General features: G+C 44.8%; 21 protein-coding genes. 20 read left to right on the top strand and 1 reads right to left on the bottom strand.

The features are described from left to right. On the top strand, positions 1-1738 hold a 1738-nt coding region (locus OH461_RS06750), incomplete at its 5' end, for a methyl-accepting chemotaxis protein (RefSeq protein WP_270019823.1). 119 nt (positions 1739-1857) lie between these two features. Here the strand turns inward: OH461_RS06750 and OH461_RS06745 are convergent. Next, on the bottom strand, positions 1858-2196 hold the full coding sequence (locus OH461_RS06745) for a DUF2956 domain-containing protein (protein WP_270019822.1): 339 nt from the start codon (positions 2194-2196) through the stop codon (positions 1858-1860). Positions 2197-2339: 143 nt separating this feature from the next. Between OH461_RS06745 and OH461_RS06740 the strand changes: the two genes are divergently transcribed. The 19 genes from OH461_RS06740 (at position 2340) to fliJ (ending at position 21850) form a co-directional block, all read left to right on the top strand. After that, positions 2340-2852 carry a DsbE family thiol:disulfide interchange protein gene (locus OH461_RS06740; RefSeq protein WP_270019821.1) on the top strand — a complete coding sequence of 171 codons (513 nt, stop codon included), beginning with the start codon at positions 2340-2342 and terminating at the stop codon, positions 2850-2852. Between the two features lie 64 nt (positions 2853-2916). After that, on the top strand, positions 2917-3375 hold the full coding sequence (locus OH461_RS06735; protein ID WP_270019820.1) for a DUF2919 domain-containing protein: 459 nt from the start codon (positions 2917-2919) through the stop codon (positions 3373-3375). A 124-nt stretch (positions 3376-3499) separates the two neighbouring features. After that, a complete protein-coding gene (locus tag OH461_RS06730; protein WP_270019819.1) occupies positions 3500-4402 on the top strand; it encodes a Dyp-type peroxidase in 903 nt (300 codons plus the stop codon). Between the two features lie 132 nt (positions 4403-4534). Next, the gene (locus OH461_RS06725; RefSeq protein WP_270019818.1) at positions 4535-5668 is read left to right on the top strand and encodes a flagellin; all 1134 of its coding nucleotides are present in this window, start codon (positions 4535-4537) and stop codon (positions 5666-5668) included. 251 nt (positions 5669-5919) lie between these two features. Continuing rightward, positions 5920-7053, top strand: a complete 1134-nt coding sequence (locus OH461_RS06720) for a flagellin (protein ID WP_270019817.1) — start codon at positions 5920-5922, stop codon at positions 7051-7053. Between the two features lie 244 nt (positions 7054-7297). Continuing rightward, positions 7298-8431 (top strand): flagellin, encoded by a 1134-nt coding sequence (locus OH461_RS06715; protein WP_270019816.1) that lies wholly within the window; start codon positions 7298-7300, stop codon positions 8429-8431. 72 nt (positions 8432-8503) lie between these two features. Further along, positions 8504-8932, top strand: coding sequence for a flagellar protein FlaG (gene flaG / locus OH461_RS06710; RefSeq protein ID WP_270019815.1), 429 nt, complete (start codon positions 8504-8506; stop codon positions 8930-8932). Between the two features lie 20 nt (positions 8933-8952). Further along, positions 8953-10992: a flagellar filament capping protein FliD gene (gene fliD, locus OH461_RS06705; RefSeq protein WP_270019814.1), complete on the top strand. Its 2040-nt coding sequence runs from the start codon at positions 8953-8955 to the stop codon at positions 10990-10992. Beyond that, positions 10976-11299, top strand: a complete 324-nt coding sequence (locus OH461_RS06700; RefSeq protein ID WP_270019813.1) for a flagellar protein FliT — start codon at positions 10976-10978, stop codon at positions 11297-11299. Before fliD ends, OH461_RS06700 begins: the two co-directional genes overlap by 17 nt. Before the next feature lie 11 nt (positions 11300-11310). After that, positions 11311-11721, top strand: coding sequence for a flagellar export chaperone FliS (gene fliS, locus OH461_RS06695; RefSeq protein ID WP_260259528.1), 411 nt, complete (start codon positions 11311-11313; stop codon positions 11719-11721). A 257-nt stretch (positions 11722-11978) separates the two neighbouring features. Further along, positions 11979-13445, top strand: coding sequence for a sigma-54 dependent transcriptional regulator (locus OH461_RS06690; protein WP_270019812.1), 1467 nt, complete (start codon positions 11979-11981; stop codon positions 13443-13445). Between the two features lie 110 nt (positions 13446-13555). Then, positions 13556-14611 (top strand): sensor histidine kinase, encoded by a 1056-nt coding sequence (locus tag OH461_RS06685; RefSeq protein ID WP_270019811.1) that lies wholly within the window; start codon positions 13556-13558, stop codon positions 14609-14611. Positions 14612-14613: 2 nt separating this feature from the next. Next, positions 14614-16020: a sigma-54-dependent transcriptional regulator gene (locus OH461_RS06680; protein ID WP_270019810.1), complete on the top strand. Its 1407-nt coding sequence runs from the start codon at positions 14614-14616 to the stop codon at positions 16018-16020. A 98-nt stretch (positions 16021-16118) separates the two neighbouring features. Continuing rightward, the gene (gene fliE, locus OH461_RS06675; RefSeq protein WP_270019877.1) at positions 16119-16430 is read left to right on the top strand and encodes a flagellar hook-basal body complex protein FliE; all 312 of its coding nucleotides are present in this window, start codon (positions 16119-16121) and stop codon (positions 16428-16430) included. 14 nt (positions 16431-16444) lie between these two features. Further along, a complete protein-coding gene (gene fliF / locus OH461_RS06670) occupies positions 16445-18196 on the top strand; it encodes a flagellar basal-body MS-ring/collar protein FliF (protein ID WP_270019809.1) in 1752 nt (583 codons plus the stop codon). After that, positions 18189-19244, top strand: a complete 1056-nt coding sequence (gene fliG, locus OH461_RS06665) for a flagellar motor switch protein FliG (protein WP_270019808.1) — start codon at positions 18189-18191, stop codon at positions 19242-19244. Before fliF ends, fliG begins: the two co-directional genes overlap by 8 nt. 35 nt (positions 19245-19279) lie before the next feature. Next, the gene (fliH, locus tag OH461_RS06660; protein ID WP_270019807.1) at positions 19280-20080 is read left to right on the top strand and encodes a flagellar assembly protein FliH; all 801 of its coding nucleotides are present in this window, start codon (positions 19280-19282) and stop codon (positions 20078-20080) included. Continuing rightward, the gene (gene fliI, locus OH461_RS06655; RefSeq protein WP_270019806.1) at positions 20080-21402 is read left to right on the top strand and encodes a flagellar protein export ATPase FliI; all 1323 of its coding nucleotides are present in this window, start codon (positions 20080-20082) and stop codon (positions 21400-21402) included. Before fliH ends, fliI begins: the two co-directional genes overlap by 1 nt. A 7-nt stretch (positions 21403-21409) precedes the next feature. Continuing rightward, positions 21410-21850: a flagellar export protein FliJ gene (gene fliJ / locus OH461_RS06650; protein ID WP_270019805.1), complete on the top strand. Its 441-nt coding sequence runs from the start codon at positions 21410-21412 to the stop codon at positions 21848-21850. The last annotated feature ends 84 nt before the right edge of the window (positions 21851-21934 follow it).

Below are 21934 nucleotides of genomic sequence, written 5' to 3'. Positions count from 1 at the left end.
ACATAATGTCGAATATCGTGAGAAAGTAATAGAGATTTTGAGCGATATTAATAACTGGTTGGTTAAGATTGCGAAAGAAGAATCGGATGGGCCAGAAAAAATAGCAATTAATAAAATAATAGATAATATATCAAAACATGAAACTGCTTTACTGTCTTATGCTGGAAATTTAGTTGTTTTAGACAAATTATCTGACGGAATGAGAGATTCTGCTAGAGATGTTGATGATGCCTTTGATATGCATAGGCAAAAGGCTAAAAAAGAATTATATGGACTGCTAAATCAAGAACGAAATATATATCAAAGTAGTGCACATAGTCTTATCGATAGAGCAGATGATTCCAATAGACTGATAAAATATATGTTGGAAGCAAGGAGAGCAGAAAAAAACTATGTGATATCTAAAAATATAGAGTATATAACAGAAATAAATGAAATTGTTAGTAAAATGAAAAAGCTAACGTCTTCTACATTTTCTGGGGAGGATGAAAGTGCATTAATTAAATTAATTTCTTATTATAGTGTATCGTTTAATCAATATGTAGAAGTGCAAAGGAAGTCAGAAAAAGATGGACTTTTATTAGCTAAAAATACTATCGAAATAGAGGACTTAGCTGAAGCGTTGAGAGTTCAAGCACAAATAAACCTTGATGAAAGTGGTGATCAGATGGTTTTGATGAACTTTTCAATCGCGACTTTGGCTGTTCTTTTCGGAGGCGGAATATCCTATCTAATGAGTCGTTCTATTGTATTACCGTTATCTAACTGTGTGGATGGTATCCAGAAAATCGCTGATGGAGATTTGGATGTTAGCTTATCTACTGAACGAAAAGATGAGTTGGGTATACTAGCAAATGCTACTAGTGATATGGCTAAACGGTTACGGGATATGATCGGAGGGATGAAAGACAACATTTCATATATAGCGACTTCGTCCGAAGAGCTATCTGCTTTGACCAATGAAACGAGTAACGGTGTTGTTGCACAACAACAAGATATTGAGCAAGTTGCAACGGCAATGACGGAGATGAGTGCATCAGCGCATGAAGTAGCATTGAAAGCAGAAAATACTCTACAGTCAGCAAACCTTGCTTATGAAGAAGCCAAAAAAGGGAATAACCTCGTTATCGCAACTGTCACTGGTATGAACGAGTTAGCTGAAGCTATCAATGCATCAGAGCAAGTGATTCAATCCGTTCGTGTAGATAGTGAGAATATTGTATCTATTCTCGATGTAATAAAAAATATATCAGATCAAACTAATCTACTGGCTTTAAATGCTGCAATTGAAGCGGCTAGAGCGGGTGATCATGGGCGCGGTTTTGCTGTTGTTGCTGATGAGGTTCGTTCATTAGCACAAAAAACACAAAATTCGACAGTGGAAATCGAAAAAATGATCGACAACTTGAAGTCTGGGGCCGAATCTGCCGTTGATAAGATGGTTGAAAGCAAGACACAGGTATCGGCAATGGTGATTCAAACAGAAGAAGTGAATAACTCGTTGACTTCGATCTCGACGGAAATTGGTCAGATTACCGATATGAGTGCACAGGCTCATCAAGCTGTTACAGAGCAAGGTACTGTAGCAGAAGAAGTAAGTACACGAATGAACACGATACAAGGGGTTGTTGAGCAAACGTCACTAGCTTCACAACAAACAGAGGAAGCAGGTAAGGAGTTAGCTAGAATTGGGGAAGATCTTAGAGCTTTGAGTGATACGTTTATTTTGAAGAGCTAAACGGACATGCGTCAGGTGGATAATATAAATGCCCCCAAGTTTATATTGTACACCTGATTTTGAGGGCTATAATCTACTCGCTCTCGCCAACAGTTTTAATCGCTGTTGGCTTTTTTTATTTATTTGGAAAACCCGAAATAAACCGCAAACCCGATCCAGCTGAGTGCCAAAAGTATCCAAGGAAGCTTAGAGGATTTGGTCGTCATCCGAGGTTCAGTTATTGCGACTTCCATATTGTCGGCGTTTTCTGCTTGTCTTTGTTTTTTTATTTTCTTCTTCGCTTTATCTGCTTGGCGCGATTTCTCTTTTTGCTGTTTTTTGTATAGAGCAATGCCTTTTTCTATACCTTGGGCAACCAGTTTGGTCTGCTCTTTGGTTTGGCCGGGTTTTTGGGTTGCTTTGGCTATTTTCATTGCTTCTTGTTGAGTTTGCTCTGATGGGACAACTTTCTGTTTCATTGTAACGTCTTCATTATTCCTGATATTTGCCAGTCTACCATGGGGTAGTTTGTTGGTCTGCTTCGCGTTCCTGTAATTGAGATTAGAAATGCCACTTTAAGATGGGGTATTACTAAAGTGATGAATGACTGCGAGAGATGTGCATGAAAAAAATTGTCTTGGTATTGGTGATGACGCTAGTTTTTTCTGTGGTGCTTGTTGTCGGTGTTCGCCAAGGTAACTTAGGGCCTCAGTTGTCTGCTTCTACGCAGCGTTTACCAACCATCGATGTTAAAGAGCTGCACTCTCCACAAGCGTTGTCGTTACAAGATTTAATCAGCCACGATATGCAGTTAATTAATGTTTGGGCGTCATGGTGTGGTTACTGCCGGGCAGAGCATGGTTTTATCGAAGAGTTAAATGCACAAGGTATCCCCATTATAGGGGTTAACTACCGAGACAAGCGCTCATCGGCCATTCATTTTCTTAATCAAATGGGTAACCCTTTTCAGCATGTTATTTACGACCCTAAGGGAGAGTTGTCTGATCAGCTTTCGGTAACGGTCGTGCCGGTGACTTTCTTAGTTAATGGTCAAGGTGAGATTGTTTATAAACACGTGGGGCAACTTGATGCAAAGAGTTGGCAGGCAAGATTTGCAGAATATTTTCATCAATGAGTAGCAAGCTAACCAAATTTGAGTAAAGTAATGGCTGTTTTCCTTTCTATATCGCAGGCGAGATATGCGTTACGCCATTGAAGCATACGATAAAAACGGTTTTCTCCAAGCACCAAAGTGGCTTTGGCTAGGGTGGTTGCTGCTCGCGAGAGCCTGGATCGTTTTTATTGCCGTAGGAGTCACTCGTAACAGTGGTGATAAAATCCTCAATTATGTCTATCCTGATTACCACATGCTTTATTTAGGCCTTGCCATGGGTGTACCAAGTATTCTCTTTATGTGGCTGATTGGTTTACGCTCACCAGAGCGTCGTTGGGCAGTGAATTTAGTAAAGTGGTTAGCCAAACCAGTGACTCTAGTGATAACGATTATCCAACTCGGGCAAAGTTTGTATCACGTCTATCTACAGGCGGGGGCGTTCAGTTGGGTAAATGGCATGATCATGTTGGCACTTTTATGGTTTTCGATTTATCTCTATCAAAGTAAAACCGTCTCTGACTGTTTTAAGTCAAATACCGACTAAGTAAACGTATAAGTAAATTCAGTTAGGCGCTCAAACAACAGTGATGCGCCTGATCATAATCAATATCTAAGCTGAAATAACAATTACACTGAGCAAAAATACAATAACAACTGAGGAGCAAATAATGTCACACCCTCAAACGGCAATTCTTCCTGAAGCAGGACCATTTGCGCAGTACACGCTGCTAAAAATTAAGCAGAATCCACAGCAAGTCATTAACCAACTTCAAGCATTACCGCAGTTGGTTTCGGAGTTAAATGAGCAGCAACCAGATGCGAACTTAACCCTTTCGATTGCATTCACACACCAATGTTGGGCGATGTTAAATCAAACGATGCCAGCAGAGCTTATTGAGTTTCCTGTACTAGGTGAGGGCGATGTGGTTGCGCCAAGTACAGACGTTGATGTGTTGATTCACCTTCATTCAAATCGCCATGATTTGCACTTCTATACACTGCGCAACCTATTAAGTGAGATTGCAGACGATGTGGAAGTGGTCGATGAAACTGCAGGTTTCCGTTACCTAGACTCACGCGATATGACCATGTTTGTTGACGGTACAGAGAACCCGAAAGAGGCGGTACGTGAAGAAGTTGCGATCATTCCTCAAGGTGAGTTTGTTGGTGGGTCTTACGTGATGGTGCAACGTTTTGTGCATAATCTGCCGGCATGGAATCGTTTGAACATTTCAGCGCAAGAAAAAGTGATTGGCCGCACGAAGCCAGATTCTATCGAGCTAGATGATGTTCCTGCGCAATCTCACGTTGGGCGTGTGGATATTAAAGAAGAAGGCAAAGGCCTTAAGATTGTTCGCCATAGCTTGCCTTATGGCAGCGCAAGTGGTGATCATGGTCTGCTGTTTATTGCTTACTGTAATACGCTGCACAATTTTAAAGCGATGCTAGAAAGCATGTACGGTGCAACAGATGGCAAGACGGACCAAATGCTTCGCTTTACCCATGCGGTGACAGGCGCTTATTTCTTCGCTCCTAGTAACGAAATGCTACAAGCGCTTGCTGTGAAATAATCGATATCACCTGCTGTGAATTATAAAGCCGAGCCATAGTGCTCGGCTTTGTCGTTTAGTGAACAATTTAAACTAAAGAAATCCAACTCTTGCCGATACAGAGAGTAATCCCAAATAGAGTTGTATGCATTCATGACGATTACCGTTAATACCAATGTTTCTGCAATGACCGCGCAGCGCCACTTGAGCAATGCGACAGAGTTGTTGAACCAATCCTTGGAGAGACTCTCTTCAGGGAGTCGTATTAATAGCGCCAAAGATGATGCTGCCGGCTTACAAATCTCTAATCGTCTTGAAACTCAAATGAGTGGTCTAGATGTGGCGATGCGTAATGCCAATGATGGGATCTCTATCATGCAAACTGCAGAAGGGGCGATGAATGAATCGACCAATATATTGCAGCGTATGCGTGATCTTTCTTTGCAGTCAGCAAATGGCGCAAACAGTTCTGCAGAGCGTCAAGCGTTACAAGAAGAAATGAGCGCTTTGAATGATGAATTGAATAGAATCGCTGAAACGACCTCTTTTGGTGGTCGAAAATTGCTCAATGGTTCGTTTGAAAATTCAGCATTTCAAATTGGCGCAAGTTCAGGTGAAGCGGTTCAACTGACATTAAAAAACATGCGTACTGATGATATTGCGATGGGGGGCTTTAGTTATATTGCTAACGCGAAAGCCGATTCTACATGGCAGGTTTCATCGGGTCAGCAGCAGTTGGATATGACTTATACTGACGCAAGAGGCGTGCAACAGACAATCAATGTAGAGGCTAAGGTCGGCGACGATATCGAAGAACTAGCCACTTATATTAATGGTCAAACAGACAAAATATCGGCGTCAGTGAATGAAGAGGGTCAGTTACAGATCTTCATGGCGGGAAAAGAAACGTCGGGCACGATTAACTTCTCTGGCTCTTTAGCAAATCAGCTTCAACTTAATACAGCGGGTTATGAAGCGGTTGATAATATTGATATAACCAGTGCTGGTGGCGCGCAACGAGCAGTGGCGGTATTAGATACTGCGATGCAATATGTCGATAGCCACCGCGCAGAGCTGGGTGCAATGCAGAACCGTTTTGGTCATGCGATTAATAACCTAAGCAATATCAATGAAAACTTAGCGGCGTCGAATAGCCGTATCAAAGATACTGACTACGCAAAAGAAACCACACAGATGATTAAGCAGCAAATTTTGCAGCAAGTAAGTACATCAATACTCGCGCAGGCAAAACAAGCGCCTAATTTGGCTTTGACGTTGCTGGGATAGAGATAAATTCTCGAAAAAGAGAATGGTATCGACCTAACGAAGGAAAGCTTTAGCAGAAATATGCACTTTTTATTGTTTTTATCCTTTTCGTCACACCTTTCTCGCCAAACAGACTTTTTTCAAAAAAAACTTAAAAAAATACTAAAGGTTTCCAAAACCGCGCCGTTAAAGAAAGTAACTTTGAGAGAACTACTTGGTTTTCCGAGACGTCGGAAACCGGAAACATCGGAAAATCAATTGGAGAAATCACCATGGCAGTGAATGTAAATACTAACGTTTCAGCAATGACAGCTCAGCGTTACCTAAATCAAGCGACAAACTCACAACAAACTTCAATGGAGCGTTTGTCTTCAGGTTCGAAAATCAACAGCGCAAAAGATGACGCAGCTGGTCTTCAAATCTCTAACCGTCTAAACGTTCAAAGCCGCGGCCTAGACGTAGCAGTACGTAACGCGAACGACGGTATCTCTATCGCACAAACAGCTGAAGGTGCGATGAACGAGACTACGAACATCCTGCAACGTATGCGTGACCTATCTCTACAATCTGCAAACGGCTCTAACTCAAAATCTGAGCGTGTTGCGATTCAAGAAGAAGTGACAGCACTGAACGACGAATTGAACCGTATCGCTGAAACAACTTCTTTCGGTGGTAACAAACTACTAAACGGTACGTTCGAAACTAAATCTATGCAGATTGGTGCGGACAACGGTGAAGCAGTAATGCTTACACTAAACGACATGCGTAGTGACAATGCTGGCATGGGTGGTTCAAGCTACGCAGCTGCGAACTCTAAAGGTTCTGATTGGACGGTTGCTGCTGGTACTCAAAACATCACTATGGCATTTAACGATGTATCTGGTACTGCACAAACTATCTCTATCGATGCTAAAGAAGGCGACGATATCGAAGAAGTTGCAACCTACATTAACGGTCAACAAGATTTCGTTAAAGCTTCTGTAAACGAAGACGGTAAACTTCAGCTATTCGCTGGTCAAAACAAAGTAGACGGCGCTGTAACACTATCTGGTGCACTATCTACTGACCTAGGTATGGCAGCATCTGGTGACAAGACTGTAGATACTATCGACGTAACATCAGTTGGTGGCGCTCAAGAAGCAGTAGCAGTTGTTGACGCAGCGCTACAATACGTAGATAGCCACCGTGCTGAACTGGGTGCTTTCCAAAACCGTTTCGAGCATGCAATCAACAACCTTGATAACATCAACGAAAACGTGAACGCATCTAAGAGCCGTATCAAAGATACTGACTTCGCGAAAGAAACAACTGCACTAACTAAGTCGCAAATTCTTTCTCAAGCTTCAAGCTCTATCTTGGCTCAAGCTAAGCAAGCGCCAAACTCTGCACTAAGCCTACTAGGCTAATCAGAGTCCCAAATATAAAAATCCAGCTTCGGCTGGATTTTTTTGTATCTAACGGTTGTGGATTTCATCATCAACTAGAAGCGGGTCACGTTTTATCGATGCCAGTAAATAAAATCTAAAAAAATTAAATTTTTCTCTAAAGGTTATATTCCTCTCGCCGTTAAAGGATTGAGAGAAATGAGATGCGTCAAAGTGAGGTGAGAGACACTGAGATGCATTCCCCAATGCCTAAGGAGATCAAAATATGGCAATCAACGTGAATACGAATGTGTCCGCGATGACCGCACAGCGTTACGTAAACAATGCTACTGATGGTATGCAAAAGTCTATGGAACGTTTGTCGTCTGGTTATAAAATCAACAGCGCGAAAGATGATGCAGCAGGTCTGCAAATCTCTAACCGCCTAACGTCACAAAGCCGTGGCCTAGATGTTGCCGTTCGAAATGCCAACGATGGTATTTCTATTGCGCAAACAGCAGAAGGTGCGATGAATGAAACCACCAACATTCTGCAACGTATGCGTGATCTATCGCTGCAATCATCAAATGGTTCGAACTCTCGTTCGGAGCGTGTAGCGATTCAAGAAGAAGTGACTGCGTTAAATGATGAGTTAAACCGTATTGCGGAAACGACGTCATTTGGTGGTAACAAACTACTGAACGGTAAATACGGTAGCCAATCATTCCAGATTGGTGCTGGCTCTGGTGAAGCAGTACAGCTAACCATGAGTAATATGCGCTCAGATACGGCTGAGATGGGTGGTAAGTCATACACAGCAACGACAGGTAAAGCAGCAGATTGGCGCGTGCAAGCGGGTACGACTGACATAACGCTTAGCTATACTGATGTGCATGGTGACGCTCAATCTATCAGCATTGACGCTAAAGTTGGCGATGATGTTGAGCAGCTTGCAACTTACATCAACGGCCAAAGTGAAGATGTGAAAGCATCGGTTGGTGAAGATGGTAAAATGCAGTTATTCGCCGCAACCAATAAAGTCGACGGTAATGTTACTATTGCTGGTGGTCTAGGTACTGACCTTGGCTTTGGTGCTGCACAAGATGTGACAGTGGCTGATATTGATGTATCAACAGTAGCTGGCTCACAACTTGCTGTATCTGTTATTGACGGCGCATTGAAATCGGTTGATAGCCAACGTGCATCATTAGGTGCATTCCAAAACCGTTTTGATCATGCGATCAACAACCTAGACAATATCAACGAGAACGTAAACGCATCGCGTGGCCGTATTCGTGATACTGACTACGCAAAAGAAACAACCCAAATGACGAAATCTCAGATCCTACAGCAGGCGAGTACGTCAGTATTGGCACAAGCTAAGCAGACTCCAACTGCAGCACTAAGCCTATTGGGTTAAAGTAACAGCCGAGCTGACTAGGATGCGTAGCTCGTTTGAGCTACCAACCTATGAGGTGGAAGGGAGATTGTTATGGAGATACCATCCTACACGTCGAACATCCAGTCTTATGGCTCACAAAGTGGCACTAAAATTGCTTCGGGATATGATAATCCGCAAGGAGTTTCCTTACCTTCGAAGAAGGATGTGGCAACAGAATTAGATCAGTTGGCATCACGTTCAGTCGAACAGACAGCCGAAGCCATGCAAGTTAGGCAGAAGCTATCTGAGCAAGAGCGTGAAAAGGTGGTTGAACAGATGAACGAGTTTATCTCTTCAATCAACACCAGTTTATCTTTTCGAGTCGATGAAGAATCAGGTCGAGATGTCGTCACCATTTTTGAAGAAAGCACTGGTGAGATAATTCGTCAGATACCCGATGAGGAAATGTTGGAAGTCTTGCGACGCCTTAGAGAACAAACTGCTCGGTATTCATCGGGCTTGGTGATCGATAAGGTGTAATCGTATTTTGAGGTGATTAGATGAGTTTTGGCCCGATAGGGATGAATACTGGCATGGATATCAATTCCATGGTGAGCAAAATTGTCGATGCAGAGCGCACTCCAAAGCAGCAGCGCATCGACAATGAGCGCACTGAAATTGATACCAGTATTAGTGCTTATGGGCGGCTTAGAGAGTCGCTGGATACGATGAAAAACTTGATGGCAAGTTTCCGTCAAGAAAAGGCGTTTGCTGCGAGAACGGTGGAGTCTACTGATGACACCGTAGTATCAGCAACCGCTACAACTGAAGCTATTGCAGGCCGTTATGCTGTCGATGTGTTGCAACTTGCTCAAAGCCATAAGATTGCCTCTGATGTACTTCCAGAAGATGGCAAGTTTAACGCGGGTAAGTTGCGTATTTCGATGGGCAGCAAGTCGTTCGTTGTTGACGTAAAAGAGCACTCCAAGTTAGGTGATATTGTCCGTGGTATTAACGGCACTAAATCTAACCCAGGAGTGCGTGCTTCTGTTATCAATGATGTCAACGGCCCTCGTCTTATCGTTGCTTCTGACGCATCAGGTCAGGACAACGCCGTTAAAATGAGTGTTGAGACAGATAAGCCAGATAATCTGCTTAAACGTCTTGAATACAAAACCTTAGAGCAACGAGTAGAAGACCTTGAAAGCGCCCGAGCGGCTGCTCAAGAGCTACTCAGCCCGCTCACACCAGAAGAACAATTGGTCGCTGACCGAATTGCCCAAGCGAATATCGATGCGGCAAAAGTTGTCGATCAAGAAATTGCCGATACCACTAAGCAAGCGGCAAGTGTTGTCGACCCAAATGCGGCAAAAGACATCACACCAACTAACGAAATGTCATCCGCGGCACTTACTGCCGCTGCGAACGCAGGCCAAGCTGCAAACAAATATATTAAACCTGAAGACCGTATTCCCGGTTGGACAGAAACAGCATCAGGCACTTTATTGGATTCTTACTGGGAACCAGAGCCAGAGCTAGACTCAAAAGCGCAAGAAAAAGCGGGTGATGTGCCAGGATGGTCGAATACTGCTTCGGGCACATTGACCGATTCTTACGTTACGCCAAAAGAAGCACAAGCAGCACTCGATAAACAAATGGCACAAGAGCAGGCGATGATTGATGCGGCAGATAAAGTGAAAGCCGATAAAATTGATGCTGCTCTCGCGGCTGGTGAGCTTGATGATGCACAAGCAAAGCAAGCCAAACGTGATTTGCTACCGCCTGAGCAACGTGAATATTTAGAACGTATTGATAAAGCTCAAGCGGATCTAAAAGCCGCGCAATCATCTTTTGATGCCTATGGCGGCATGACTCAAGTGCAAGCGGCGCAAGATTCTAAAGTGTTGCTTGATGGTGTTGCCGAGCTCTCAAGTAATAATAACATTATTGAAGATGCCATTGATGGCGTAGATTTAACCTTGAAAGGTCGCAGCGACCCAACTCAGCGACCATCAGAAATCGATATTGAATACGATCGACAAGGTGTGCGTGAAGACATCGAACAATTTGTCGCCGCTTACAACCAGTTCCATCAGCTATCTAAAGACTTAGCAAGTGTAGACCCATTAACGGGTCAAGCGGGGCCGCTTTCAGGAGATAGTACGGTACGTAGCGCAGATTCTCGTTTGAAGTCTGTGTTCTCATCATCGATTGAACCTGCCCCAGAAGATCTAAAATCATTGACCGAGTTCGGTATTACCACGACTCGCCAAGGTACATTAGAGATCAATTACAACATGCTGGATAGGCAGTTGAATAACAACTTTGGTAAGTTGGAAGACTTCTTTGGTGGCAACCAAGGCTTTGCCAAAAAGGTTGAAGATGCGATTCATGGCATTACCGGTGTTCAAGGTTCGCTAAGAACCCGCGAACAGAGCTTGGTAGAAAGAAACTATCGTTTACAAGATGATCAAGTGAAGTTAGACCGTCGTATGGAAGGTCTAGAGAAACGAACTCATGCTAAATTCTCTGCGATGCAAGATTCGACCAGTAAAATGCAAGCTCAATTGGCAGGGATGATGAATGCTCTTGGCCAATAATTTCCTAGAACAGCTAAAGTTATTGAGTGATCTCGATCGCAATATTAAAATCACCCTTACATCCGCTGACATTGATACTGAAGAAATTCATTCGTTGGTCGATAAAAGGGAACAATTGTTGCTAACTATCATTAGCGACGTCAAAAAGTCACCTGAGTTGGCAGAAACAGAACAATGGCAAAAGGCGATTGCTCTGACTAAAGAAGTGGTGGACTTGATGGCGCAGCAGACAGCAGCGATAGGTCAGACCCTACATAAGTATCGACACGGCAGTAAGTCGGTTCAGCAATACAAAAAGTTTTTATAAAGAGGAATGTTATGCGCGGTTCATTACAGGCATACAAGAAGGTATCGGTAGATAGCCAGCTCAGTGCGGCCTCCCCGCATAAGATCGTAACGATGCTGATGTCTGGTGCGATTGAGCGCTTGATTCAAGGTAAAGCTGCAATGCAGCAAGGTAATATTCCAGCGAAAGGTGAGCGTCTAGGTAAAGCGCTAGATATCATTATTAGCTTGCGCAGTTGTCTATCGATGGACGACGGTGGTGATATTGCTCAAAATTTGGATCAATTGTACGAATTCATGATTACACAAATTACTGCGGCAAATCATCAGAACGATCCGCAGCCAATTGACGATGTTATCGACATTATTCGCGAGATTAAATCTGCGTGGGAACAGATCCCAACTGAGTTTCATAACTTAACAGCGCAAGATGTTGGTTTGTAAGCAATTTATTAAATAAGTGTTATTTTATTTGGATATTTAAAAAAAATAGCTTTGGGTTAATATCACACCCCATAATTGCTTGGTTGCCTTATTTTTTTTATCAAATAGAATAGAAGCCACTAACTAGCCTAGTGGCTTTTTTTGTTGCTGAAATTTGTATTTTGACTATCGTTAAAATTACTCGAACAAAGTTAGAGAGCAAATTACATATTATGTCAGCAGCCCCAAGTATTTAATGAAGGCAATCATTCTCACCTATGCAAGGTTTAGCAAAATTACTTGTAATTGAAGACGACGCGCAAGCACAAGCGACCTTATCTAGTATTCTAGAGTTCGTTGGTGAACAGTGCGAAGTTATCAGTGCCGCACAAATTGATACGTTAGATTTATCCGGAGTTTGGTCTGGATGCATTGTTGGCTCTATATCTAACAGCACTGAAGCAAAAAAGTTGGGTGATGCCCTCGCGCGTGCCAATCACATACCTCTTTTGGTTGCGAACAAAGAGTTTCGCAATGTCGATGATTTTACCAACTATGTTGGTGATCTTGCTTTCCCATTGAACTACCCGCAGCTCAGCGAAGCGCTCCGTCACTGCAAAGACTTTTTGGGTCGTAAAGGCGTTAATGTCGTCTCTACTGCTCGTAAGAACACTTTATTTCGCAGTCTAGTCGGGCAAAGCCATGGTATTAAAGAAGTACGTCACCTGATTGAGCAGGTTTCTTCTACGGAAGCGAACGTATTGATTCTGGGTGAGTCAGGTACTGGTAAAGAAGTGGTCGCACGTAATATCCACTACCATTCATCACGCCGTGGTGGGCCGTTTGTGCCAATTAACTGTGGTGCGATTCCGCCAGATCTTTTAGAAAGCGAACTGTTCGGTCATGAAAAAGGGGCGTTTACCGGTGCTATCACCGCGCGTAAAGGCCGTTTTGAACTTGCGGAAGGCGGAACTCTGTTTTTGGATGAAATCGGTGATATGCCGATGCCAATGCAGGTTAAGTTGCTGCGTGTTCTACAAGAGCGCTGTTTTGAGCGTGTAGGTGGTAACAGTACCATTCGTGCTGATGTGCGTATTATAGCGGCGACACACCGTAATCTTGATACCATGATCAACGAAGAGTCGTTCCGCGAAGACTTATACTATCGCCTCAACGTCTTCCCGATCGAGATGCCAGCTTTGCGTGAGCGTAAAGAAGACATCCCATTACTGCTTCAAGAGTTAATGACCCGTATGGAAGCAGAAGGCGCTCAGCCTATCTGTTTTACTCCACGAGCGATTAACTCATTGACTGAGCATGATTGGCCGGGCAACGTGCGTGAGCTAGCTAACCTAGTTGAACGCATGATCATTCTGTATCCAAATAGCTTAGTGGATGTAAACCATCTACCGACTAAGTATCGTTACAGTGATATTCCTGAGTTCCAACCAGAATACAATCCGGTGATTTCCGTTGAAGAGCAAGAGCGCGATGCGCTAGCGAATATCTTCTCTGACGATTTTGATTTGGACGAGTCAGACTTGTTCCCTAGCAGCGAAAACGCGCCGCAATCTCTGCCTCCTGAAGGGGTGAATCTCAAAGAGATGTTGGCTGAACTAGAGGTGACAATGATTAACCAAGCGCTTGAAGCGCAGGGTGGTGTTGTTGCTCGTGCAGCGGATATGCTGGGTATGCGTCGTACTACTCTTGTAGAGAAGATGCGCAAATACAATTTACAAAGATAAGGCGCTGTCAAAAAATCGACTTTACCTTAACTTATTGTAAAATATAATAAAATGGCTTGGCGTGCATTTTGCATTTCAAGCCATTGTAGTATCTGAGGCAAAAAAACGACATGCAATCTAGCCAGCAAAGCGAAAATCACCATTTAGGCTCTTTAGAAGAGCAAGTAGAACGTTACCAACAGGTATTGGATGTTATGCCTGCAGGCGTGATTCTGCTCGATACCCAAGGGGTCGTGCGTGAAGCGAATCCTGAAGCGCTGCGCTTATTGGAAGTGCCGCTAGTGGGGCAGAAGTGGTTTGAGGTGATTCAGCAGGCGTTTGCGCCGCGAGAAGATGATGGTCATGAGATCTCTTTGCGTAATGGACGCAAAGTAAGATTGGCGATTTCAGCTTCTGCAACGGGTCAGCTTATTTTGGTCACTGATTTGACTGAGACTCGCCTGTTGCAATCGCGCATCAGTGACTTGCAGCGTTTGTCGTCGTTAGGTCGTATGGTCGCTTCTCTGGCTCACCAAGTTCGGACTCCGCTTTCAAGTGCGATGCTTTATGCCGCGAACTTAGGTGCGCCGAATCTTCCTCCTGCAACAAAAGATCGCTTTCAAACCAAATTGCTTGATCGACTGCATGACCTTGAAAAACAAGTTAATGATATGCTGTTGTTTGCTAAAGGTGGCGACAACAAAGTGGTTAAGCCATTTAAAGTGTCGGATTTGATTGCAGAGTTTTCTCCGATGGTGGAAACCGCAATTAAAAATAATGCTATCGACTACTGCCTAGAGGTTGAACAAGAAGAAACAACCTTGACGGGGAATGCCAATGCGATTGCTTCAGCATTAAGTAACTTAGTGATGAACGCGATTCAAATCGCAGGCAAAGAATCACAAGTGGACGTATTTTTCCGTCCAGTGAATAACGAATTAAAAATCTCGGTTCAAGACAGTGGGCCGGGTGTGCCGCAGGAATTGCAGCAAAAGATAATGGAACCTTTCTTCACAACTCGCTCGCAAGGTACTGGCCTTGGTTTAGCGGTTGTCCAAATGGTGTGCCGTGCCCATGATGGAAGGTTAGAACTTATTTCAGAAGAGGGTGATGGGGCGTGCTTTACAATGTGCATTCCATTAGAGCGACGCATATCACCTGAACAAGCAGTAACGACTGGAGAATAACAATGGCTCAAAGCAAAGTACTTATCGTAGAGGATGATGAAGGTCTACGCGAAGCACTGGTTGATACTCTAGCCCTAGCAGGTTATGAGTGGCTAGAAGCTGACAGCGCTGAAGATGCCTTAGTTAAACTTAAGTCCAACGCCGTAGATATCGTGGTCTCTGACGTGCAAATGGCCGGTATGGGCGGTTTAGCTCTTCTACGTAACATCAAGCAGCATTGGCCAAATTTACCAGTGCTATTGATGACGGCCTACGCCAACATTGAAGATGCCGTTTCCGCTATGAAAGATGGCGCGATTGATTACATGGCGAAGCCTTTTGCTCCAGAAGTTTTACTTAACATGGTAAGCCGCTATGCGCCCGTTAAGTCTGACGATAACGGTGATGCGGTAGTGGCGGATGAGAAAAGCTTAAAACTACTCGCATTGGCAGATAAAGTTGCAAAGACCGATGCCAATGTAATGGTGCTTGGCCCGAGTGGTTCGGGTAAAGAAGTGATGTCTCGCTACATTCATAATGCTTCAAATCGCAAAGATGGCCCTTTTGTTGCCATCAACTGTGCAGCCATTCCTGACAATATGTTGGAAGCCACTTTATTTGGTTACGAGAAGGGCGCATTTACTGGTGCAGTACAAGCGTGCCCGGGTAAATTCGAACAAGCTCAAGGCGGCACCATCTTGCTCGATGAAATTAGTGAGATGGATCTCAATCTACAAGCTAAACTTTTACGTGTGCTACAAGAAAGAGAAGTCGAGCGTTTAGGTAGCCGTAAGAGCATCAAATTAGATGTCAGAGTTCTGGCCACCAGTAACCGTGACTTAAAGCAGTACGTGCAAGAGGGTAATTTCCGTGAAGACTTGTACTACCGCTTAAATGTATTCCCAATTGCATGGCCTGCGCTTTGTGAGCGTAAAGGCGATATCGCACCGCTTGCTAAACATTTGGTTGAGCGTCACTGCCAAAAATTGGGGATGCCAGTTCCAACTATTAATGAGGAAGCATTGAATAAGTTGGTAGCGTACCCTTGGCCTGGTAACGTGCGCGAGCTAGATAATGTCGTGCAGCGAGCATTAATCTTGAGCGAAAACAGCCACATCACAGGCGATCATATTCTCCTTGAAGGGCTTGATTGGCAAGATGCTACTAGCCTTCAGCACGTGGTTGAAACGGGTCATGTCGCGACGCCAACAGTTAAACCTGTGGCTGAAGCTGAGGCTTCTCAAACACTGCCTTCAGCATCAGGCCTAGGTAATGAACTAAGAGACCAAGAATACGCCATTATTCTTGAGACTTTAGTTGAGTGTGGTGGTCGTCGTAAGGAAATGGCTGAGAAATTAGGTATTAGTCCACGTACTTTGCGCTACAAGCTAGCAAAAATGCGAGATGCAGGGATTGATATTCCAAACTAACGTGCTATTTTCGATACCTTATATCTACGTGGCATAGGATTTGCAGCGTCAGTATTACAGCGAAAGAGTTAGTCAAATAGTTGACATCAGAGGTAATGATGAGAGTTGATGGATTTAATAGTGAAATGCAAGCCATGATGCTTGAAGCCACTAACGCTAAACCAGCGGCGACAGGACAGGCTGTGGGCGCTGATTTTAGTGCGCTATTGAACAACGCTATTAATAACGTTAACGATCTTTCTAAAACCTCAAGTAACCTTCAGATGCGTTTTGACCGCGGTGATGAAGGGGTTTCTCTTTCCGATGTAATGATTGCGCGCAACAAATCCAGTGTCGCATTTGAAGCAACAATTCAGGTACGCAACAAGCTTGTTGAAGCGTACAAAGAATTGATGAACATGCCAGTGTAACTTAGGTATTTTCTGTGGCAGATCCAAACCAATCAACCGATTTGACTCTTTCAGAGTCTAGCTCTGATAACGCTTTGATCACGCAATCTGATGCGGATGCTGGCGTGAGTCAAAATCCTGATCTTGATGAAAAAAGCAGTTCCAAGTTCGATATGGCAGTGGGTGATCTCGACCTACTTCGTCAAGTTGTATTGGTGCTGTCGATTTCTATCTGTGTTGCGTTGATCGTAATGCTGTTCTTTTGGGTGAAAGAACCCGAAATGCGCCCACTAGGTGCATATGAAACAGAAGAACTGATCCCTGTACTTGATTACTTAGACCAACAAAAACAAGAGTACACGCTTGAAGGCAACACCATTATGGTGCCAGTAGCTGAATACAGCGGCCTTAAGCTCAATCTTGCTCGTGCGGGTTTAAACCAAGAGAAAGAAGCTGGCGATGATATCTTGCTGCAAGACATGGGCTTTGGTGTTTCTCAGCGCCTTGAGCTTGAACGTCTGAAACTGAGCCGCGAGCGTCAGCTTTCTAAAGCGATTGAAGAAATGAAACAGGTGCGTAAAGCGCGTGTTTTACTTGCCCTACCAAAACAAAGTGTGTTCGTACGTCACAACCAAGAAGCGTCCGCATCGGTGTTCTTAACGGTGAATACGGGTAACACGTTAAAACAAGAAGAAGTCGATTCGATTGTCGATATGGTGTCGAGTGCCGTACCGGGCATGAAGCCAACTCGAGTCACAGTGACGGATCAACACGGTCGACTACTAAGTTCTGGCTCTCAAGACGCAGCCTCAATGGCGCGCCGTAAAGAGCACGAACTTGAGCGTAAGCAAGAGCAAGCATTGCGCGAAAAGATAGATTCTGTACTTATCCCAATTTTAGGCTTTGGTAATTACACCGCTCAGGTGGATATCGAGCTTGATTTCAGTGCGGTAGAACAAACGCGTAAACGTTTTGACCCTAACACTCCGTCAACGCGTAGTGAGTACACGCTAGAAGATTACAACAACGGTAATGTTGTCGCTGGTGTACCGGGCGCATTGAGTAATCAACCTCCAGCGGATGCGTCGATTCCTCAAGATGTAGCACAGATGAAAGATGGCTCAGTATTAGGCCAAGGTTCTGTACACAAAGAAGCGACCCGTAACTTCGAGTTGGATACAACAATTAGCCATGAGCGCCGTCAAACGGGTGTAGTGAATCGCCAAACGGTCGCTGTCGCGATTAAGAACCGCGCTATCGTTAACCCTGACACTGGCGAAACGACCTATCAGCCGCTATCAGAAACAGAGCTTAACTCGATCCGCCAAGTGTTGGTGGGTGCAGTCGGCTTTAGTGAAACGCGTGGTGACTTACTGAATGTTCTCAGCATGCAGTTTGCTGTGCCAGAGTCTGAAATTATTCAAGATGTGCCGATTTGGGAACATCCAAACTTCAACGATTGGGTTCGTTGGTTTGCAAGTGCGTTGGTTATCATCATCGTGGTTCTCGTTCTAGTACGTCCAGCAATGAAGAAACTTCTCAACCCTGCTTCGGATGAAGATGATGATCAAATGTATGGTCCAGACGGTTTGCCTATCGGTATGGATGGTGAGACGAGCCTAATTGGTGGTGACCTAGATGGTGGGGATCTGTTTGAGTTTGGCTCAACCATTGATCTGCCAAATCTGCATAAAGATGAAGATGTGTTAAAAGCGGTGCGTGCACTGGTTGCGAATGAACCAGAGCTTGCGGCGCAAGTAGTGAAGAATTGGATGCAAGATGCCTAACGAAATCGTACCTCAAGAACAAGGCGGTGAAGTGGCTGAAAATACCGTCGATATTTCAGCGATTCCCGGTGAAGAGCGTGCGGCAATTTTGCTGCTGAGCTTAAACGAAGAAGATGCCGCAGGCATTATCCGTCACTTAGAGCCAAAGCAAGTTCAGCGTGTTGGTAGTGCTATGGCACGCGCGGCTGATCTTAGCCAAGACAAAGTAGGCGTTGTTCATCGTGCATTCTTGGAAGACATCCAGAAATACACCAACATTGGTATGGGCAGTGAAGACTTCATGCGTAATACCCTTGTTGCGGCTCTTGGTGAAGACAAAGCGAATAACCTTGTTGACCAAATCCTATTGGGTACAGGCTCGAAAGGTCTTGATTCACTGAAATGGATGGACCCTCGTCAGGTAGCCAGTATCATCATCAACGAGCACCCTCAGATTCAAACTATCGTATTGTCTTACCTTGAACCGGATCAGTCGGCGGAGATCTTGTCTCAGTTTGCTGAACGTGACCGTTTAGACTTGATGATGCGTATTGCCAACCTTGAAGAAGTTCAGCCATCGGCATTGGCAGAGCTGAACGAAATCATGGAGAAACAGTTCGCTGGTCAAGCAGGTGCGCAAGCTGCCAAGATTGGTGGCCTGAAGGCTGCGGCCGAAATCATGAACTACATGGACAACAATGTCGAAGGCGTGTTGATGGAGCAAATCCGCGACCAAGACGAAGACATGGCAACACAAATTCAAGACCTTATGTTCGTATTCGAGAACCTTATCGAAGTGGACGACCAAGGTATTCAGAAATTGCTGCGTGATGTTCCTCAAGATGTTCTTCAGAAAGCGCTTAAAGGTGCCGATGATGGTTTGCGCGATAAGATCTTCAAGAACATGTCTAAGCGTGCCGCTGAGATGATGCGTGATGATATTGAAGCAATGCCACCGATTAAAGTATCGGATGTGGAAGCAGCACAGAAAGAAGTGTTGGCGATTGCTCGTCGTATGGCCGATGCAGGTGAGCTGATGCTCTCTGGCGGCGCAGACGAATTCCTATAATTTCCATTGTTATATTTCACAATTAGGTAAGTACTATGTCAGGTGAGAGAAAACGAGGCTTTTTGCGCCTTGATGACGACCAACAAGTAGAAAAGCCACAGAAATGGGGCTTGCCTGACTACAGTTCAGAAACCCACTCGCAAGCGCGTGAAACGGCGATGAACTACGACCCTAGTTGGATGCCTAATTTTGAACAACCGGAGGAAGAAGCGCCGGTTGAACTCACCGAAGCTGAAATCGAGCTGATCAAACAGCAAGCGTACCAAGATGGCCTGCATCAAGGCCAAGAGGCGGGTTTCAAGCAAGGTTATGAGAAAGGCAAAGAGCAAGGTTTACAAGAAGGCCATCAAGAAGGCTTAGAAGCCGGAAAGATGGAAGGGGTTGCCGCTGGACAAGAGTTTATTCAGCAGCAAGTTCAAACCTTTGTAAACTTAGCTAACCAGTTCGCTCAACCGCTTGAGCTAATGAATGCTCAGGTTGAGAAGCAACTAGTCGACATGGTACTCACCTTAACCAAAGAGGTGGTGCATGTTGAGGTTCAAACCAACCCTCAAGTTATTCTGGATACCATCAAACAATCAGTAGAATCGCTGCCGGTTTCTGGCCATGCGATTACGTTAAAACTGCATCCTGATGATGTCGAAATCATTCGTTCTTCCTACGGGGACGAGACTCTCGAATTTAGAAATTGGACATTGCATAGCGAGCCTGCGCTAAATCGCGGCGATGTACAGATCGAAGCGGGAGAGTCGAGCGTGAATTACCGTATGGAGGAGCGAATTCGAAGCGTGCTGCAAAGTTTTTGTGGTGTGAACCGCCATCAAGGTGGTGATTAGTGCTGCCACTCGCTGACCGACTCTCCCAATACAAAGTGAATGGTTTAACCTGTCGCCCTGTGGCGTCGGGTAAATTGGTACGCGTGGTGGGTTTAACCCTTGAAGCTACTGGTTGCCGTGCCCCTATCGGCAGTTTGTGTCGTGTTGAAACCATGCATGGCGAGATGGAAGCAGAAGTGGTTGGCTTTTCCGGTGACAGCCTGTTCTTGATGCCGAGTGAACAAATTACAGGTGTCCTGCCGGGCGCGAAAGTTACCCCTTTGACCAGCGAAACGGGTCTACCTGTGGGTATGGAATTACTGGGCCGTGTGATTGATGGCGTGGGTAACCCTTTAGATGGCTTAGGTCCTATCTACACAGAAAAGCGTGCTTCGTTTAACGCTGAACCTATCAACCCGCTGGCGCGTAAACCAATCTCAGAACCTTTGGATGTTGGCCTGAAAGCCATCAACGGTCTATTGACGGTAGGTAAAGGCCAGCGTATCGGTCTGTTTGCTGGTTCAGGTGTCGGTAAATCGGTCACCTTAGGGATGATGACACGAGGTACAACTGCGCAAGTGGTTGTGGTCGGTCTAATCGGTGAGCGTGGACGCGAAGTAAAAGAATTTATTGAAGAAATTTTAGGTGTTGATGGCCGTCAACGCTCAGTGGTGGTCGCCGCGCCTGCGGATTCTTCACCTTTGATGCGTCTAAAAGGTTGTCAAACCGCCTTGACCATTGCCGAATACTTCCGCGATCAAGGCTTAGACGTTTTGTTGCTGATGGATTCGCTCACTCGTTTTGCTCAGGCTCAGCGTGAAATCGCACTCTCCGTCGGCGAGCCGCCAGCAACCAAAGGTTATCCGCCTTCTGTGTTTGCTAAGTTGCCTGCATTGGTAGAGCGTGCGGGTAACGGTAGCCCAGACCAAGGTTCAATAACGGCATTTTTCACTGTTCTAACTGAAGGTGATGATCTGCAAGACCCAATTGCCGATGCGTCTCGTGCGATCCTTGATGGTCACGTGGTGCTGTCTCGTGAAATGGCTGATGCGGGTCACTACCCAGCAATAGATGTCGAGAAATCGGTCAGTCGTGTCATGCCACAAATTACCAGCGAAGAGCATGTGCTAATGTCTAAAGCAGTGCGTCAGGTGCTGTCTATTTGCCGTAAAAACCAAGACCTCGTATCCATTGGTGCGTATAAACCTGGAACAGATCCCGCGATCGATAGTGCCTTTACGCTTAAGCCAAGACTGGACGCTTTCTTGCAACAAGGTATGAAAGAAAGTGTGCCATACGAGATGTGTGTAAACATGCTCGGTAGCTTGCTGAAAGGGGAGTAAGTGAGCCATGGATAACGCGTTAGAGTTCTTAATGGAACAAGCCAAAGATCGTGAGAACCAAGCAGTACTGGCGCTGAACCAAGCTCGCACTGAACTGAGCGGTTACTACCAACAACTTGAGCAGATCGAAAAATATCGTCTCGATTACTGTCAGCAATTGGTAGATCGCGGCAAGCAAGGGCTAACGGCAAGCCAATATACTCACCTAAACCGATTCTTGACGACGCTAGATGACACCTTGTCTAAGCAAAAACAGGCAGAGTCTCACTTTAAAGAGCAAGTGGAAAACTGCGAAAAGCATTGGCTTGAGTGTCGTAAGCAGCGCCGTTCTTATGAATGGATGATTGAGAAGAAAGAGACTGAAAAGCAACGTATCCAAAATCAACGTGAGCAAAAGCAGATGGATGAGTTTTCCACTCTGCAATATTCTCGTCGTTCCTTAAACTAATTCTCTTTACCGTCAACTTATTATTCTTATGGTTGGCGCGTATCTTGCAATAACTAGAACAATCTGGTCTGTTTTAATGCCACT

This window comes from Vibrio sp. LaRot3 (genome assembly GCF_027587025.1).
In the GTDB taxonomy this organism is placed as follows: Bacteria; Pseudomonadota; Gammaproteobacteria; order Enterobacterales; family Vibrionaceae; genus Vibrio.
The sequence above is the reverse complement of the archived record's forward strand: the minus strand, read 5'-3'. Positions and strand labels throughout refer to the sequence as shown.